At 39.4% G+C, this 15,033-nt stretch carries 21 protein-coding genes; 16 read left to right on the forward strand and 5 right to left on the reverse strand.

Annotated features, from left to right (window positions below; translation table 11 throughout):
- Positions 1-257: 257 nt before the first annotated feature.
- The 6 genes from AMD27_RS19145 to AMD27_RS08540 all read left to right on the forward strand — a co-directional run bounded on the left by AMD27_RS19145 (position 258) and on the right by AMD27_RS08540 (position 2,940).
- A complete protein-coding gene (locus tag AMD27_RS19145; RefSeq protein ID WP_228140649.1) occupies positions 258-524 on the forward strand; it encodes a hypothetical protein in 267 nt (88 codons plus the stop codon).
- Complete coding sequence (locus AMD27_RS08520; protein WP_067658991.1) at positions 524-820, forward strand: hypothetical protein; 297 nt, start codon at positions 524-526, stop codon at positions 818-820. Before AMD27_RS19145 ends, AMD27_RS08520 begins: the two co-directional genes overlap by 1 nt.
- An 11-nt stretch (positions 821-831) precedes the next feature.
- Entirely contained in the window at positions 832-1,566 is a 735-nt protein-coding gene (locus tag AMD27_RS08525) for an ERF family protein (protein ID WP_067658992.1), read from the forward strand.
- A gap of 164 nt (positions 1,567-1,730) precedes the next feature.
- Positions 1,731-1,973, forward strand: coding sequence for a hypothetical protein (locus AMD27_RS08530; RefSeq protein ID WP_067658998.1), 243 nt, complete (start codon positions 1,731-1,733; stop codon positions 1,971-1,973).
- 3 nt (positions 1,974-1,976) lie between these two features.
- Positions 1,977-2,576: an HNH endonuclease signature motif containing protein gene (locus AMD27_RS08535; RefSeq protein ID WP_067659001.1), complete on the forward strand. Its 600-nt coding sequence runs from the start codon at positions 1,977-1,979 to the stop codon at positions 2,574-2,576.
- Between the two features lie 76 nt (positions 2,577-2,652).
- On the forward strand, positions 2,653-2,940 hold the full coding sequence (locus tag AMD27_RS08540) for a DNA-binding protein (protein WP_067659004.1): 288 nt from the start codon (positions 2,653-2,655) through the stop codon (positions 2,938-2,940).
- Here the strand turns inward: AMD27_RS08540 and AMD27_RS08545 are convergent.
- On the reverse strand, positions 2,937-3,956 hold the full coding sequence (locus tag AMD27_RS08545) for a tyrosine-type recombinase/integrase (RefSeq protein ID WP_067659006.1): 1,020 nt from the start codon (positions 3,954-3,956) through the stop codon (positions 2,937-2,939). The two genes, AMD27_RS08540 and AMD27_RS08545, sit on opposite strands and share 4 nt — an antisense overlap.
- Before the next feature lie 281 nt (positions 3,957-4,237).
- Here AMD27_RS08545 and tusD point away from each other — a divergent pair, with 281 nt between their 5' ends.
- The 4 genes from tusD (at position 4,238) to AMD27_RS08565 (ending at position 5,701) form a co-directional block, all read left to right on the forward strand.
- Positions 4,238-4,606: a sulfurtransferase complex subunit TusD gene (tusD, locus tag AMD27_RS08550; protein ID WP_067662913.1), complete on the forward strand. Its 369-nt coding sequence runs from the start codon at positions 4,238-4,240 to the stop codon at positions 4,604-4,606.
- 43 nt (positions 4,607-4,649) lie between these two features.
- Positions 4,650-5,000, forward strand: a complete 351-nt coding sequence (locus tag AMD27_RS08555; RefSeq protein WP_067659009.1) for a hypothetical protein — start codon at positions 4,650-4,652, stop codon at positions 4,998-5,000.
- 6 nt (positions 5,001-5,006) lie between these two features.
- Positions 5,007-5,291: a DsrH/TusB family sulfur metabolism protein gene (locus AMD27_RS08560; RefSeq protein WP_067659011.1), complete on the forward strand. Its 285-nt coding sequence runs from the start codon at positions 5,007-5,009 to the stop codon at positions 5,289-5,291.
- Positions 5,292-5,377: 86 nt separating this feature from the next.
- Positions 5,378-5,701, forward strand: coding sequence for a TusE/DsrC/DsvC family sulfur relay protein (locus AMD27_RS08565; protein WP_067662917.1), 324 nt, complete (start codon positions 5,378-5,380; stop codon positions 5,699-5,701).
- Between the two features lie 92 nt (positions 5,702-5,793).
- Here the strand turns inward: AMD27_RS08565 and AMD27_RS08570 are convergent, their stop codons facing one another.
- Both AMD27_RS08570 and AMD27_RS08575 read right to left on the reverse strand, forming a co-directional pair.
- Positions 5,794-6,207: a hypothetical protein gene (locus tag AMD27_RS08570; RefSeq protein ID WP_067659016.1), complete on the reverse strand. Its 414-nt coding sequence runs from the start codon at positions 6,205-6,207 to the stop codon at positions 5,794-5,796.
- Between the two features lie 3 nt (positions 6,208-6,210).
- Positions 6,211-6,558, reverse strand: a complete 348-nt coding sequence (locus AMD27_RS08575) for a hypothetical protein (protein ID WP_081405954.1) — start codon at positions 6,556-6,558, stop codon at positions 6,211-6,213.
- 145 nt (positions 6,559-6,703) lie between these two features.
- On the opposite strand from AMD27_RS08575, the gene AMD27_RS08580 reads away from it, so the two are divergent.
- The 5 genes from AMD27_RS08580 (at position 6,704) to accC (ending at position 11,165) form a co-directional block, all read left to right on the forward strand.
- The gene (locus AMD27_RS08580; RefSeq protein ID WP_067659019.1) at positions 6,704-7,321 is read left to right on the forward strand and encodes a LexA family protein; all 618 of its coding nucleotides are present in this window, start codon (positions 6,704-6,706) and stop codon (positions 7,319-7,321) included.
- 11 nt (positions 7,322-7,332) lie between these two features.
- Positions 7,333-8,661 carry a Y-family DNA polymerase gene (locus tag AMD27_RS08585; RefSeq protein ID WP_067659022.1) on the forward strand — a complete coding sequence of 443 codons (1,329 nt, stop codon included), beginning with the start codon at positions 7,333-7,335 and terminating at the stop codon, positions 8,659-8,661.
- Positions 8,662-8,897: 236 nt separating this feature from the next.
- Complete coding sequence (gene aroQ, locus AMD27_RS08590; RefSeq protein WP_067659025.1) at positions 8,898-9,353, forward strand: type II 3-dehydroquinate dehydratase; 456 nt, start codon at positions 8,898-8,900, stop codon at positions 9,351-9,353.
- An 18-nt stretch (positions 9,354-9,371) separates the two neighbouring features.
- A complete protein-coding gene (gene accB / locus AMD27_RS08595; RefSeq protein ID WP_067659026.1) occupies positions 9,372-9,791 on the forward strand; it encodes an acetyl-CoA carboxylase biotin carboxyl carrier protein in 420 nt (139 codons plus the stop codon).
- A 15-nt stretch (positions 9,792-9,806) separates the two neighbouring features.
- Positions 9,807-11,165, forward strand: a complete 1,359-nt coding sequence (accC, locus tag AMD27_RS08600) for an acetyl-CoA carboxylase biotin carboxylase subunit (RefSeq protein ID WP_067659027.1) — start codon at positions 9,807-9,809, stop codon at positions 11,163-11,165.
- A 110-nt stretch (positions 11,166-11,275) separates the two neighbouring features.
- Here the strand turns inward: accC and AMD27_RS08605 are convergent, their stop codons facing one another.
- Positions 11,276-11,758, reverse strand: coding sequence for a hypothetical protein (locus AMD27_RS08605; RefSeq protein ID WP_067659031.1), 483 nt, complete (start codon positions 11,756-11,758; stop codon positions 11,276-11,278).
- A gap of 433 nt (positions 11,759-12,191) precedes the next feature.
- Between AMD27_RS08605 and AMD27_RS08610 the strand changes: the two genes are divergently transcribed.
- Complete coding sequence (locus tag AMD27_RS08610) at positions 12,192-13,586, forward strand: GGDEF domain-containing protein (protein WP_067659035.1); 1,395 nt, start codon at positions 12,192-12,194, stop codon at positions 13,584-13,586.
- A gap of 47 nt (positions 13,587-13,633) precedes the next feature.
- Here AMD27_RS08610 and AMD27_RS08615 read toward each other — a convergent pair whose 3' ends face one another.
- Positions 13,634-14,806 (reverse strand): MFS transporter, encoded by a 1,173-nt coding sequence (locus AMD27_RS08615; RefSeq protein WP_067659040.1) that lies wholly within the window; start codon positions 14,804-14,806, stop codon positions 13,634-13,636.
- Positions 14,807-15,033: the final 227 nt, after the last annotated feature.

Raw genomic sequence — 15,033 nt, forward strand, 5'->3', positions numbered from 1 at the left:
ATTTTCTACTTAAAGTAGTATTTATCTCACAGACAATAAAAAGCCCCGAGAACTTTCGACGGAATCAGGGCTTTGCAACTTGCGAGATAATTATGAACACAAAACTAAATCCAATCAACTCCTTTACTGTTGCAGCCTTCGCTGCTTCAGTATCAATTGGTGTATTAGCGTTCACCTACGAGCCTAATTCATACCAATCAGCCCCAAACCCTGCATCTCAATCAACTGATTCTGAATACGCCCTTCAAGCTCTGACTATGAGCTCAAATACCCAAGGTGAAGCAACCATCAACCTTGACGGTTTTAAAGTTCAAGTTGCATTTGAAGTTGAACCATTCCCAGACAGTTACGGTGTACCTGGTTCAGAATTCACCGCTGTAGAAGTAGTAGATCTTCATAACGTGAACGTATTCGATGCCAATGGCAATCCATACAAAGACTTCACAGATCACGTGGACCATCGCTATATCAACCTACTCATCAAAGGTTATATCGAAAAGCATCAATTAGTGGAGACTGTCTAATGAGCACCAATACTAATTTTTGTGAATACCAAGGTCGTGATGACAAAGGCTATTTCATGGTTCGCCTAGTCCGCACTACCTACAAGTATGTGACTGGCACTATTTATAAACAAAACGCAGATGGTTCATTTTCAAAACTTTCGCTTGAAGAAGATGTAGCAAAACCTTGGATACGCCAGAACCTTGATCGTGAGATCAATTTCCAGATGCGTAAAGCACGTGCAATCGCATATCAATCAAGCTACATCCCATCTCACGAACGCAAAGCTTACAAGCGTCGTATTGGCTCACTTTAAGGGGAATGATCATGACAAATTCAAATATTCAAGCACCATCAGAAAACAATTTAAATGCTTTACAGCAGATCCAGTTGGAATTAAAAGCACCGAAAAGCAAATTTAATAAATTTGGCAACTTTCACTACCGTAACTGCGAAGACATTCTTGAAGCGGTAAAGCCCCTACTTCAAAAATACAATTCGACCCTCATCATCACAGATGAAGTTCAGGAAGTTGCTGGCGTGGTGATTGTGAGTGCAAATGTGATCTTCACAGATTCATTCGGTACAGCAACAATCGTAAAAGCTCATGCAGGAGTAGAAGTTAATAAGAAAGGAATGGATGTTGCTCAAACATTCGGTGCATCAAGCTCATATGCGCGTAAATACGCCCTAAATGGCATGTTCTTAATCGATGACACCAAAGACTATGACTCGGATGAATACCACGATCAGGTCAATAATGGCGCTGCCAGAGAGCAGAAACAACAGCAGAACTATCAAGCTCGCCAAAATAACCAGACTTCACAACAACAGCAAGCAGCTCCACCCAAAAAACCAAAACGTACACCGGATCAGCTTTATCAAGATGCTTTAAAAGCCATCCGTGATACGCCAGATAAACAGGTGCTTAAAGCTGCAATAAATAGATTTAAGGGTACTACTTACGAAGCAGGTATTACCAATGCCTGTCGTGCTCGAGCAGATCAGATGGGTTGGCCAACACAAAGCCAGTCTCAACAAAACCAACCCGTTCATCACTAATTGTCGAGGAATGGTCAGAATGAATTTCAACTACTCGTCAATCACCCGAACACTCACAGTGTTCGGGGCAAAGATGACACATATATTCAATAACGTGGGTGTTGGTGAAATTGAGCACTTAATCATAGATGCAAAGTTTAAAGAAGCGACTTGGAGAAATTAAAATGAATAACACCCCAATGGATCTAAACATGGTTTTGTTTGCTCAACTTGAGCGCCTCAGTAATCCAGATTTGAAAGGTGGTGAATTAGAGGCTGAAATTCAAAAATCTGTAGCTATCGAAAAAATTAGTGAGCAAGTCATTAAAAATAACAATATGCGTTTAAGTGCCGCAAAATTAGTGGCTGAATATCGTGGCATTAAAAATGCTGATTCAGTTGAAATTCCACAAAGCTTAATTGGGTGATATATGTCAAAAGGTGCTGCAATCATATACACCCAAGCACAATTGGAGTTTATAGAATCTAATTGTATCTTAGGGAGAAAAGAGCTGACTGAAAAAGTGAATAGTAAATTTGGAACTTCTTTTGCAGTTGATCATATTAAATCCCTGTGCACGCGTAAAAAATGGAATACAGGTAGATCTGGTTGCTTTCAGAAGGGATCAATACCTTGGAATACTGGCACTAAAGGAGTCTGTAAACCAAACTCTGGAAACTTTAAAAAAGGCCAGATTACTTGGAATAAAAAACCCATAGGGTACGAACGAATATGCTCTAAAGATGGCTATCTTCTGATTAAGATTGCCGAGCCTAATGTTTTTGTCCTTAAGCACAGATTTATTTGGGAGAAAGTAAACGGCCCTATACCTGACAGCCATACCCTTGCCTTCAAGAACATGGATAGAGCTGATTGTCGTTTAGAGAATTTGCTTTTAATGAACAAGGCAGAGATGGTTCGATATAACCAAAGTTTTCATAAGTTGGCTACGCCTGAAAGCAATGAGTCATGTCTATTGATGGCAAAAATCAAAAACCGTAAACATCAAATCCAGAAGCAGATGGCGTAATGGAAATAGGACTTTTACTTACTGAAATAGTAATGGTGATTTACGGACCAATACTGATTGAAATCGGGAGCTGGTGATGGGAGCACTGCAGAAATATGTAATTATAGTTGAATCCAATACTCCACCACATGTCGTGCTTGGGCAAGATATTGGTGGTGGGATTGTTAAGGAATTAAAGGAAGTGGACGTAGAGCTTGTCTCAGCATCTCACTTGGCCCAAAGATATAATTTATCTGTGACTACGATCCGCGATAAACTTATATCGATCAATCAAGGCACTCAAGGCAAGGCGCTATACAATCCTCGCCTAGCCCATGACTTACTGACCACAAAAAACAAAAGAGGCAGACCGAGAGCTAATTAGCTCTCACTGTCATTAAACATTTCTACCAGATCTTGAGCATCTGGATTGTAATACGTGTTAATTAGAATCCCGATCGTCTTATGCCCTGTAATCTTAGCCAACACTTCAACTGGTAATTTACGAACTTTCACCATTCTCGTGATTGCTTCATGTCGAGAGTCATGAAAATTAATACCTGGTAATCCTGCTCTCTTTTTCGCTCTCACCCATGTTGCACAGCATACATCTTTGTCGATCGGTAGTAGTTCATCATTATTGTTTGCTAATAATGCCAGTAGGCGTTTTGCCTCTTTAGATAATGGAACGTTTCGAGTTTCGCCATTTTTTGTCATGGGTAAATGTACAAAGCCATCTCTTATGTCAGCCCTACGCATTGCTAGTATTTCGCCTTGACGCATTGCAGTTTCAAGCGCAAATAGAAACGCCCATGCTACATATTGTCTTGAGTTTTCAGGCGTTGTAGTGCCGTTCCAAGACAATGCTTTTAATAATTGCTCTTGCTGCTCATCTGTGATGCGCTGATTTCTAGATTTTTCCTTGCTTGGCATGGTGACTGAATGCCACACGTTGGATTCAATTAAAAACAGTTCCTTCATTGCATAAGTGAACACAGCTGAATAGATCGCATGCTCATTTCTGAGCGTAGACACTTTGACTTCTTTTTTCCGTTTATTACGCCATTCCGCAATATCAGCCGGCTTAAAATCATAAATTGATTTATTTAAAAGGTTTGGTGCAATACGGTCTAAGTTTTTTAGCTTAAAATTAATGGTCCTTGCAGATCGCATGTGGCGACCATGCTCTTGATAATATTTGTCGCAAAGCTCTTTGAATGGATATGAGGGTTTAATGCCTTGCTCAATATCGACTTTACCAGTTTTTAGCTCAAGTAATTTGTGCGCTGCCCATAATTCACATTCTTTCGCGGTGTCTTTTGTGACTGAATATCGCTTCTTGTCAAAAGTAACGGTAATGCGCCAACTTGATCCGCGTTGTATCGGTTTTGGAAGTTTCATTTTTTGGTGCAGATCTGGTGCAGATTTGTTTTTATTCTAGCAATTAAGTAGAAAAATGAAAGAAAATAAACAGCATTTAGTGCAGATATGGATTTAGTATTGTGACTTTTTTAAATTAAAGATCATTATAAGTTATTGTTTTTATTTATTAATTTTTGAATATTTTTTTATTTTTAATATTTTCTGTGCTGAATGCCACCTAAAATCATTGTATACTACCTTTTTGTTATGAAGTCTGAATGCTGCTTTCAGTTCTCGCAGATTCTTTAAGTGATGTTTCAATGCCTACTTTACTGTTAATTACCTCTGCTCCAAGTTCGATTCATGCATGGCATGCCTTAGGTCTTGCTCAAGCATTGAAAGCTACAAATCAAGATTTTCGAATTTTTTTCTATCAAGATGGCGTAACTGTCGCGAATAATTTGCAATGGGTACCAGATGATCAGCGAAACTTAAGTTCTGAATGGCAAAAATTAAACATTAGACTTCCTGTATGCGTCAGTGCCGCACTTGCACGAGGTATCACTGACGAAGAAAATGCACAGCGTCATCACATTCATACACACAACTTAGCAACGGGCTTTGAATTGGTGGGTTTGGGTGAACTTGCAGATGTAGTTCAATCTGCTGAACGCTTAATTCAATTTTAAGTTGTTATTTTTATTTGACTGTTGCAATTGAAAGGTAAATTGTGTGAAATCTGTACTCGTTATATTAACCCAAGCCAATTTGAATACTTTGCAAGTTCATGAAAGCTTGTCTGCTACTATGGTTTTGGCCACTTTTGGCTGTGAAGTGAAGGTTTTACTACAAGACGGCGCACTCAGTTTACTTAAGTCTGAACTGGCTTTCGATGGCTTAAAACACGCCTTCAAAGTTGCCTCAAATATGGTCGATAGTTTTGAGTTTTACGACCTCACCCCTGTTTTGATTGAATCTAAACATCAGCAGCATGCCTTTGTGCTTCAGTCTGAACAAGACCTCGAGTTTGTCGAATTGAACGCCACTTTCATTCAATCCTTTGACCATGTTTTGTATTGGTAATGCCTCATGACTGAACCTACCCTATATTTAATTCAATCCGATTTTGCCAGTACCGAACATGTTTTAAAGCAACTTCAGCAAATCTATAGCCCAAGCGACGCTATTGTTTTAATGGGTGATTCAGCTTTGCATGCACAGTCTGACCTGCTCAAAGACAAGAGTCCTATTTTTATGTTGGAAAATGATGCTGAAGTTTTGCCCAATCAAGCCTTAGATGCGATTCAAATCATCGATTACGCGAAATTTTCTGATGTGGTGCTCTCGTTTAAACGCTGTATCAGTTTAAAATAATGGCTTCGAAAAAGACGTTTAATTTTTAAGACTGGATGTTGAAAAAAAGACATTTAAACGAGACATTTAAAACAGGTAGTAAATCAATGAGTGATAATGCTGTGCTTGAGCTTGACCAAGATGGTCATTTGGTTGATTACACTGTATGGAATCATCAAGTTGCCCAAACTTTAGCTCAATCATTGGAATTAGAGTTGACTGCATGGCATTTTGAAATCTTAGAAGCAGTACGTCAGTTCTATGCGCAGTTTGGACACTCACCTGCAACGCGCCCATTGATTAAATTTTTAATGAAAACGGTCAGCTCTGAAATCAATAATGCCGTATTACAAGAGAAGTTTAATACAGGCTTAGTTGCGCGTCATTTAAGTCGTTTGGCAGGTGTGCCTAAACCTGCGAATTGTTTATAAAAAAATAGTATTTCAGCTAAATAAAAGTGAATTTAATCTTATCTATTCAGATTAACCCTCTAGCAGAAACCGTTTATTCTAAGAAAATGACCTTAAAGTACTTCGGATTGATCAACGGAGATAGGCGTACAAAAAATTGCCACATTGACGCCTGAATCTTGGAAACTTGTTCGCTGACGCTCTAAAAAAACCTGAGCCACCTGATTCATTAAACGTGCTGAATCCAAGTCCAAGTTGTCTTGACTAAGCTGAACAATGTTCTTATACGCTTGAATACGCATACAAAGCGCTTGTTTTTGCTCTAAGGCAGTGGGTGTTGCGTTTGGATCATCCAAAACCGTTTTGGTGTGATTCACCACATCAATATACTGCTGAAGCTTTAAATCAAAAGCATGATTTTGATGGACTGTATTTGCCCAAGTCAGCCCCGAACAGCACATTAAGATGCACAATAAACTAAGCTGACTAGCATGAGCCAATTTTTCAAGCATCTTCATGTAGGTCATGACTTAAAATAATTCAGGTTCAGCTTTCCACACGTCTTCATAATCATCACGATCGATCATAAAACGAAACCCTGTCTCTAAAGATAAGTATGGAATCGCTTCGGGTAGAATTTCTTCAAGTTCCTTTATGGTCACAGTTTCAAAGAAGTCTTCACCCTCTTCCAACTCACCGCCGTAGATAAACCAGCAGATATTTTCGTCTGTTTCAGGTTTTTTACGTAAGCCCACGATGGGCTCTTTATCTAAGGTATGTTTTGCAATAGCAACGACATCATCTTCGTTGACTTTAATATATGCAGAATCAAATTCTTCACAAACCAACTTCTGCTCTTCAATAAAATCTTGCAACATAGACGATTCCGTCATGATCATAAATACAAACCTGATTCTATGCGGATGCGCTAAACGACACAATCTATCCGATGAAAGAATCTATTTTTAATTTTGATTTTTTGTTATTTTGAATAAGTTACATATTCAAATAGACATTTAAAACATGAGTGATCATTTTTCCAAACCATCTAACATCCCCAAATCCAGTCACGGCGGATCACGTCAAAATGCAGGACGCAAACCTCTCTATCCTGAAAAAACAGTGGCGATGCGTGTCCCTGAGTCTAAAGTGATTGAAATTAAAGCATGGCTAAAACCTCAACCTGCGGATGATTTCATTCAGGACATCGAGCTTATTCCGATTGAGTTTAGAACTCAAATGAGCTTGCCTTGTCCCCTTGAGTCTGTTGCGGCAGGGTTTCCATCCCCAGCGCAAGATTATGTTGAAAAGCATATCGATCTCAATGAATATTTGGTTCAAAATCCCATTTCAACGTTTATCTTAAGAGTCAACTCTCTATCCATGAAAAATGCAGGCATTGAAGTGGGTGATCAAATTCTGATTGATCGTAGCTTACAAGCTGAACATGGCGACATTGTATTGGCATTGATCAATAATGAATTTACTGTAAAACGCTTGATGCAAAATAAACAAGCTAATAGCCAGCAGAGCATTTGGCTAAAAGCTGAAAATCCTGACTACCCAGATATTTATCCGCAAAGTGAAGAACAAATGATGATTTGGGGCGTGGTGACCTGCGTTTTAAAAAAGCTCAGATAAGCCTTTAAATGATGTCTTCACATGATCAAGCTGAAATTTATGCGCTCATTGATATTAACAACTGTTATGTCAGTTGTGAACGGGTATTTGATCCCAGCCTTAACCATCAGCCCGTAGTCGTACTGAGCAATAACGATGGCTGCGTTATTTCTCGCAGCTATGAAGCCAAAGCTTTGGGCATTGGTATGGCTGTACCTTGGTATGAAATAGAACAGCAGGCATTAAATGCAGGCGTCAAAGTCTTTTCCAGTAATTATGCGTTATATGGGGATATGTCACGGCGTTTTTTTGAGCTACTGCATTTGCATTTTAAAGTTGAAGATTTAGAGGCCTATTCAATTGATGAGTGTTTTATTCGTTTAACTGACTATTCAGCACTTCTTGATCTTGAACAATATTGTGGTCAGTTGCTTAAGCAAATTCAACAGTGGTTGGGTTTACCATGCTGCATAGGCATCGGTTACAGTAAAACCCAAGCCAAACTGGCCAATCATTTTGCCAAAAAGATTCCCGCCTTTGAGAATGTATGCTCTTTGCCTGACTTAGATCCTTGTAGTTTTGAAAGCTTACTGCTCGAAACGGATGTATCAGCAGTCTGGGGGATTGGGCGTAAAATCAGCACAAAGTTGCAGTCCTATGGTATTCGAAGCTGTTATGACTTAACTTTTGCCAATGAACATCATCTTGCGAAACAGTTCTCTGTACTCATTGCTCGGACCATTCGTGAACTAAAAGGTCAATCGTGTATTGCCCTCGATGATCCTGCCCTACCGTCAAAACGCATTCTAGCCTCACGTAGTTTTGCCACAGCACTGAGCGACATTTCCCTGATCAAGCAGGCTGTCATTTTTCATTTAAATCGTGCGCATCGACGTCTAATCAAACAGCAACAACTGTGCGCCTGTGTTCATGTTTCTTTATATGAAAAAATCAAAACTCCACCTTATAAAAAAGCCATTTCACAGGTGACGGGTTTAGAGTATGCCACTGATGACCTACTGGTTTTGACACAGGCCGCACAAAGGCAAATTGATGTTTTATTTAAGGAAAAAACTCAATATGTTAAAGTCTCGATCATGTTCTCTGTGCTGAATCCCAAGCAACAACATATCGATGATTTATGGCAACCGCTGGTGCTGATTGAGCAGCGTGATCAACTGATGCAAACCCTACTGCGCATGAAGAAACGTTACGGTTCAGACTGCATACAAGTCGGCTACCATTCGGAGGAAACCCACTGGCAAATGAAGCAGCAATATCGCTCACCTCGCTATACCACCCACTGGCATGAGATGCTGGTGATTGATGATTCACATCTGGCAGTTACACAAAACAAATGAATAGTTTTGGTCAATTCAGTTTAAAATACTTGAAAATAAAAATTAATGAAAAATGTCATTTTTTAACATTGTGAATTCACTGCAAAGTTTCCAAAATATAGTGCTAGATTGATATGTCTTTTTTCACTTGATTTAAAACAATTGATCAAGTAGAAGTGGAAAAACATGCCATAATATGCAAACTTTGCAGACATCTTACAAAGTCATTTTGCAACTTTCACAATGGAGCAGTCTTCATGCGTTCGACCATTTTGGTCATACATGGACCAAATTTAAATTTGCTAGGAAAGCGAGAACCTGAAGTTTACGGTCATCTCACGTTGGATGATATTAACCAACAACTGACTACACAGGCTGAGCAGACTGCCATTCACCTTGAAACATTCCAAAGCAATTGGGAAGGTGCCATTATCGACCGAATTCATCAAGCCCAAATCGACGGCGTCAAATTTATTATTATTAATCCTGCAGCACTCACCCATACATCGGTGGCTGTACGTGATGCGCTACTGGGTGTAGCCATTCCTTTTATTGAAGTCCACATCTCAAATGTTCATGCACGTGAAGCATTTAGGCATCACTCTTTTCTTTCAGATAAAGCCGTGGGTGTCATTTGTGGCTTAGGCGCACAAGGTTATGCATTTGCACTAACCCATGCCACGCAGAAAATTCAACCTTCTACACATCTTTAACCTTAGGAATACGAATTCATGGATATTCGCAAAATTAAAAAGCTCATCGACTTAATGATTGAATCTGATCTTCAATCGATTGAAGTAAAAGAAGGTGACCAATCAATTGCATTAGCCCGTCGTAATCCTGTCGTTGCTGGCGTTGCACAAGTTGCTGCAGCTGCACCAGCTGCTGCGCCTGTGGTCAAAGCTGCTGCTCGTGGTGCCGTTGAAACCTCTCCTATGGTTGGCGTGTTCTATTCTGCTCCTAGCCCAGGTGAAGGACCCTTTATAAATGTCGGTCAAACTGTGTCTGCAGGCGAGACTTTAGGTATTATCGAAGCCATGAAAATCATGAATCCGATTGAGGCAACACAAAGCGGTGTTGTTGAAGAAATATTGGTTAAAAATGGTGATGTAATCCAATTCGGTCAACCACTATTCCGCTACCGCGCGTAATACTTGGGGATTGATATGTTGCAAAAAGTCTTAATTGCAAACCGAGGAGAGATTGCGCTACGCATCACTCGGGCATGCAAAACATTGGGTATTCAAACCGTCGGTATCTATTCAGATGCGGATAAAGACCTGATGCACCTTCGTTTTGTTGATGAAGCTGTATGTATTGGACCGGGTGCGAGTAGTGAAAGCTATTTAAATATCCCGGCCATTATTACCGCGGCGGAAATAACGGGCGCAGACGCGATTCATCCAGGTTATGGTTTTCTGTCTGAAAATGCAGAATTTGCTGAAATTGTAGAAAGCTCTGGTTTTATTTTTATTGGTCCACGTCCAGAACATATTCGCCTCATGGGCAATAAAGTTTCTGCGATTATGGCGATGCGTAAAGCGGGTGTTCCAACTGTTCCAGGTTCTGCACATGCAGTCACCACAAGCAATGCTTTAGCCGAAGCCAAAGAAATTGGGTTTCCACTGATTGTCAAAGCTGCGTCTGGCGGTGGTGGTCGTGGTATGCGTATTGTTGAGCGTGTCGATACTTTACTTGAGTCAGTTCAAGCTGCACAACGTGATGCTGAAATGTGGTTTGGTGATGATACCGTGTATATGGAGCGTTTCTTACAAAAGCCGCGCCATGTCGAAGTCCAAGTGATTGGCGATGGTAACGGCCATGCGGTGCATTTATATGATCGTGACTGTTCACTTCAACGTCGTCATCAAAAAGTGCTTGAAGAAGCACCTGCACCAAACTTACCTGAAGAAGCACGTGCAGAAATTTTAGAAGCTTGTGTGAAAGCTTGTAAGCTCATGCAGTATCGCGGCGCCGGTACATTTGAATTCTTATTTGAAGACGGCGAATTCTTCTTTATTGAAATGAATACCCGTGTTCAAGTGGAACACCCTGTGACTGAAATGGTGACAGGCATCGATATTATTGAACAACAATTACGTGTTGCTGCTGGTTTAGGTTTAGATCTACAACAAGACGATATTAAGGTTCAAGGTCATGCGATTGAATGCCGTATCAATGCTGAAGATCCCAGCAATTTCATGCCATCTCCCGGTAAAATTGAACAATTTTATACCCCAGGTGGTGCAGGTATTCGTTTAGATTCGCATATTTACCCGGGTTATAACATTCCGCCGTATTACGACTCCATGATTGCTAAACTGATTGCACATGGCAAAGATCGTGAAACAGCGATTGCACGAATGAAACAGGCGTTGGATGAAATCATTCTAACGGGCGTAAAAACCAACATTCCTTTGCACAAAGATTTAATTTTAGAAGATAAAAACTTTTGCAAAAATGCGATGGATATTCATTACCTTGAAAAGCATTTGCTCCAGCAATTACAAGGCAATGAAAAATAAGCATGATTTACATCAAAAAAAGCCTCTAGATGAGGCTTTTTATTTGTGGTTATTCAGGTTTTTAAACTGTATCCAATGCTCCCCAGCAAATAGAAAGATCAGGTTTTAAATTAAGGCAAGACTCGATTTAAAGTCGCAAAGCACTCATTGCCTTTTTCTGAGGTACAAAAGTCGATCTGATTTGGCGTTGCCCATTTTACGAAATACTGGGACAACTCACCTGCTTGATCGATTTGATTACCAGAGCAATCTTTTTCATTGTTTTCATAGTTGACTTGCATGACCAAAGTCGGCAACTGATTTTGAGTAATATCAGCAGATGGTTGATATTCAAACAATCCCACTGACCATTCCTTATGACTATTGACCACGACCTCATTACCACCGCGAAAATTATAGTATTCAACACATTGCTTATTTGAAGGAATATTCATTCCCCATAAACCCAAAATCTCAGGGCGCGTAATGATACGGATGGAATTTTCGGGTTGTTGTAAGTCAGCAGTTTCCGCCTTGGCCTGAATGTTCTGTTCTGCATTTGCAAAAAATGAAACGAAAAGCAAAAATGGAATGATGAACACAGTTTTTTTCATAGATATCTAACAATCAGGTGCTTTATCGATAACTTAGCATAATTTAACGATCTTTCATGGGAAATTAACGTGACCAAAACAATTCTATGGCAAGCGTATAAGGTCGACATTACAATGACATATGTGGGATCAAAACAAGGCTTTAAGAAAGTAGCCATCAAGATTTAGAGTTTACTGTTTTTTATGTTCTAACTTCAGTATTCTCTGCCTGTTATATACTTCCTTCAAAGTCAATATATAGGCAAATTTAACATTTCAAGGAAAATAACTTAGATTAAATATAAAGATTGAAATATTCTATTTAAAAGTTATGCTACTTACATCTAATCAAACAAAATATTTTTAAGCGGATTGATTAAAATAATAGGTCGTCATATTGGATACTTTTGTAACGGATTCTAAGCAACAGTTCCAAACGAATGCCCGCTCTTTTATGGTTGTTGGCGTCATTATTGCCCTATGTTGTCTTGCGGGAATATTGGGTCGTCCACATTCATTTTTGGCTATTTTATGGCCTGCCAATGCTGTGTTATTGGGCTTATTTTTGCGGTTTAATTCCTTAAAGAATATGGGCGGATGGTTGGGTGCATTTACTGGCTTTATGTTTGCAGATTTGGTCACAGGGAATCATTTTTTACTGACGCTTTTTCTGACCATGGCAAATCTAACCAATCCATTGGTAACACTGTTACTGCTGCGAACTTTTAAAATTGATTATAAAGAGTTCAATAAAGGTCTGACTTTTGTTTATTTGGTTCTGATCAGTGCCGTGGGCGGCTGCTTAGTGAGCCCTTTATTTGCCATTTCCACCATTCCGCATATTCCAAACACTTTTATGCAACTGGATCGAATCTGGATTGATTTTGGTATGTGGTGGACAGGTGAAATTCTGAATTTAGTGGCGTTCTTGCCCATTATTTTAGCCATTCCGCAGATGGATAGCATTAAAGACTATATAGCTGAAAAACGGCAACAGCGCCTCAGGCTTCAAGATGGTTTACCTTTACTTTTTGTGATGTTCTCTGTAGGTCTTACCCATTTTTTTATGGGTCCCGGGGCAATTATGTTCCCCATTGGCGCACTGATTTGGGCAGCGCTAACCTATAACTTATTTTTAGTGTCCATCGTCAACTGTTTTGTCAGTATGTCCTTATATAACATTCTTAGCATCTACTATCTGACTGAATCATCCGATGCTTATATCTCTACAACCTTATCGGTTCGTATTGGTTTAGTGATGTTGGCTTTAGGACCATTGACCCTATCAATTATTAGTCTAAATCGCCAAAAGCTTTATCATCACATTCTGTATCTTGCCAATCATGACGGTCTCACCACTACAATGAATCGTCGTTATTTTTATGAAGAAAGCGAACGTACGGTCAACCCTGCTAAGGCCAATACCAAAACCGTTGCGATCTTACTGCTCGACATCGATCATTTTAAAAGGATCAATGACAACTATGGGCATGCCGTAGGTGATCAAGTTTTGCAAGACTTTACCCGAATTGTACAGGCTCAAATACGCGCTTCTGACTTGTTTGGGCGTATTGGTGGCGAAGAGTTTGCTGTACTGCTGAAAAATGTTAGCTTAGCGAAAAGCATTGAAATTTCGGAGCGTATTTGCAATACCGTGTTTAAAACCCCAATTACATTGGAAAATGGTCAAAAGCTGAATATCAGTATCAGCATTGGTTTAAGTTATCAAAGCTTACCGTTTTGCACTCAGTTTCAACAATTGATTAACCGTGCGGATGTTGCTTTATATCAAGCCAAAGAGTCTGGTCGCAATCGTTTATGTTTGGAAGAACGTCTACAAAACACCTAAGTGTCGTCTTAACTTGATGCAGAAGTACTGATCATAATCCGCCATGATTAACCAGCATGAGGATTCGAATTGGACTGTAATTTAGGAATTCCTCCAATAAACAACAATGCAAACAAACACGATAGTCCAGCAATAATAAAAATAGACTGACCTGTAAAAGTATGCCAATAATGTCCCGCCAACAGACTCCCCAGCGCCACACCTAAGCCCCACATGGTGCTGTAAATTGCTTGGGCACGACCTTGTTGGGTTGGATGAAAATGCTCAAAGATAATGCGCATGGCAATCATGTGAAAAAGCCCGAAGCTTAGAGCATGTAGGCTTTGCGATAGCAACTGTATGACAAATGAATCAGGAAAACGTCCAACTACAACAAATCTAAGTGAGGTTGCTAATACACAGACCACGATCAAGTTTCGCCAAGAATAGGTTTTTAGAAAAAAATAAGCGTAGGCAAACATGATAATTTCTGCAACAACACCAACAGCCCATAAAAATCCAATTGCGCTGGTACTAAAGCCATGAGCTTGTAGATAATTACTGTAAAAGCTATAAAACGGCGCTTGCGCTAACAACATAAAAAACTCTATTGCAAATAGACTCGCCACCACTGAACGTTTCAGTACAGGAAATAAGGCTTCAAGTTGCTGCTGTGCGTTGGGTGCAGATTTGGGTTCAGCAATGCTAAAAGACCAAATAAAAGCCAAGAACGCAATACACAGTAATAAAACCGGCAACAATGAAATAGAGATGATTTCCAGAATAGCTCCAACAGCGAAAACACCTACAATAAAACCAATCGAACCCCATTTGCGCACTTTTCCATATAACTCTGCACGCTGCTCTCCCAAACAAAATAAAGTGACCGCTTCAAACTGCGCCAATATTGCATTTTGAAAGAAGCTAAAAATCAGCATCAGTAATGCAATCGATTGAAAATCATTGGGAATCATAAAAATTAGCAACCAAACCATCGCTTCCATACAGGTTGCCACACGAACCAGCAGCATTCTTTTGCCTGATTTGTCAGCTACCCAGCCCCAAATAAAGGGCGCGAAAAAACGTGTAATAATTGCAATAGCACTTAATACCCCTATGTCTGAGTAGTCAAACCCCTGATCTTGGAGATATAAATTCCAATAGGGCATGAATGTACCGACAATGGCATAGTAGAAAAAATAGAATCCACCCAGTCTAGAGTGGATTGGAATCGTTAGCATAAAGTTATATTCATGAGTATTTTCAATGTCTTAAAATAAATTAGGGTTGTATTCAATTGTACCCATTTTTCCTAATTTATAATCCAAGTGTCTACAAAAAAGTCTACAAATTTATTTTTTGTAGATATTTATAAATTTGTAGACTGGAATACATTTTTATCAATCTTTAAATAATTATTTAATATTTTCATATATATTTTTTTACCACTTCAAATTATGAATATTTA

The organism is Acinetobacter sp. TGL-Y2, assembly GCF_001612555.1.
Lineage (GTDB): Bacteria > Pseudomonadota > Gammaproteobacteria > Pseudomonadales > Moraxellaceae > Acinetobacter.

Coding starts and splice junctions, on each gene's coding strand:
- AMD27_RS19145 (WP_228140649.1), top strand. CDS start 258: ATGAGCTCAAATACCCAAGGTGAAGCAACCATCAACCTTGACGGTTTT.
- AMD27_RS08520 (WP_067658991.1), top strand. CDS start 524: ATGAGCACCAATACTAATTTTTGTGAATACCAAGGTCGTGATGACAAA.
- AMD27_RS08525 (WP_067658992.1), top strand. CDS start 832: ATGACAAATTCAAATATTCAAGCACCATCAGAAAACAATTTAAATGCT.
- AMD27_RS08530 (WP_067658998.1), top strand. CDS start 1,731: ATGAATAACACCCCAATGGATCTAAACATGGTTTTGTTTGCTCAACTT.
- AMD27_RS08535 (WP_067659001.1), top strand. CDS start 1,977: ATGTCAAAAGGTGCTGCAATCATATACACCCAAGCACAATTGGAGTTT.
- AMD27_RS08540 (WP_067659004.1), top strand. CDS start 2,653: ATGGGAGCACTGCAGAAATATGTAATTATAGTTGAATCCAATACTCCA.
- AMD27_RS08545 (WP_067659006.1), bottom strand. CDS start 3,956: ATGAAACTTCCAAAACCGATACAACGCGGATCAAGTTGGCGCATTACC.
- tusD (WP_067662913.1), top strand. CDS start 4,238: ATGCCTACTTTACTGTTAATTACCTCTGCTCCAAGTTCGATTCATGCA.
- AMD27_RS08560 (WP_067659011.1), top strand. CDS start 5,007: ATGACTGAACCTACCCTATATTTAATTCAATCCGATTTTGCCAGTACC.
- AMD27_RS08565 (WP_067662917.1), top strand. CDS start 5,378: ATGAGTGATAATGCTGTGCTTGAGCTTGACCAAGATGGTCATTTGGTT.
- AMD27_RS08570 (WP_067659016.1), bottom strand. CDS start 6,207: ATGACCTACATGAAGATGCTTGAAAAATTGGCTCATGCTAGTCAGCTT.
- AMD27_RS08575 (WP_081405954.1), bottom strand. CDS start 6,558: ATGTTGCAAGATTTTATTGAAGAGCAGAAGTTGGTTTGTGAAGAATTT.
- AMD27_RS08580 (WP_067659019.1), top strand. CDS start 6,704: ATGAGTGATCATTTTTCCAAACCATCTAACATCCCCAAATCCAGTCAC.
- AMD27_RS08585 (WP_067659022.1), top strand. CDS start 7,333: ATGTCTTCACATGATCAAGCTGAAATTTATGCGCTCATTGATATTAAC.
- aroQ (WP_067659025.1), top strand. CDS start 8,898: ATGCGTTCGACCATTTTGGTCATACATGGACCAAATTTAAATTTGCTA.
- accB (WP_067659026.1), top strand. CDS start 9,372: ATGGATATTCGCAAAATTAAAAAGCTCATCGACTTAATGATTGAATCT.
- accC (WP_067659027.1), top strand. CDS start 9,807: ATGTTGCAAAAAGTCTTAATTGCAAACCGAGGAGAGATTGCGCTACGC.
- AMD27_RS08605 (WP_067659031.1), bottom strand. CDS start 11,758: ATGAAAAAAACTGTGTTCATCATTCCATTTTTGCTTTTCGTTTCATTT.
- AMD27_RS08610 (WP_067659035.1), top strand. CDS start 12,192: ATGGTTGTTGGCGTCATTATTGCCCTATGTTGTCTTGCGGGAATATTG.
- AMD27_RS08615 (WP_067659040.1), bottom strand. CDS start 14,806: ATGCTAACGATTCCAATCCACTCTAGACTGGGTGGATTCTATTTTTTC.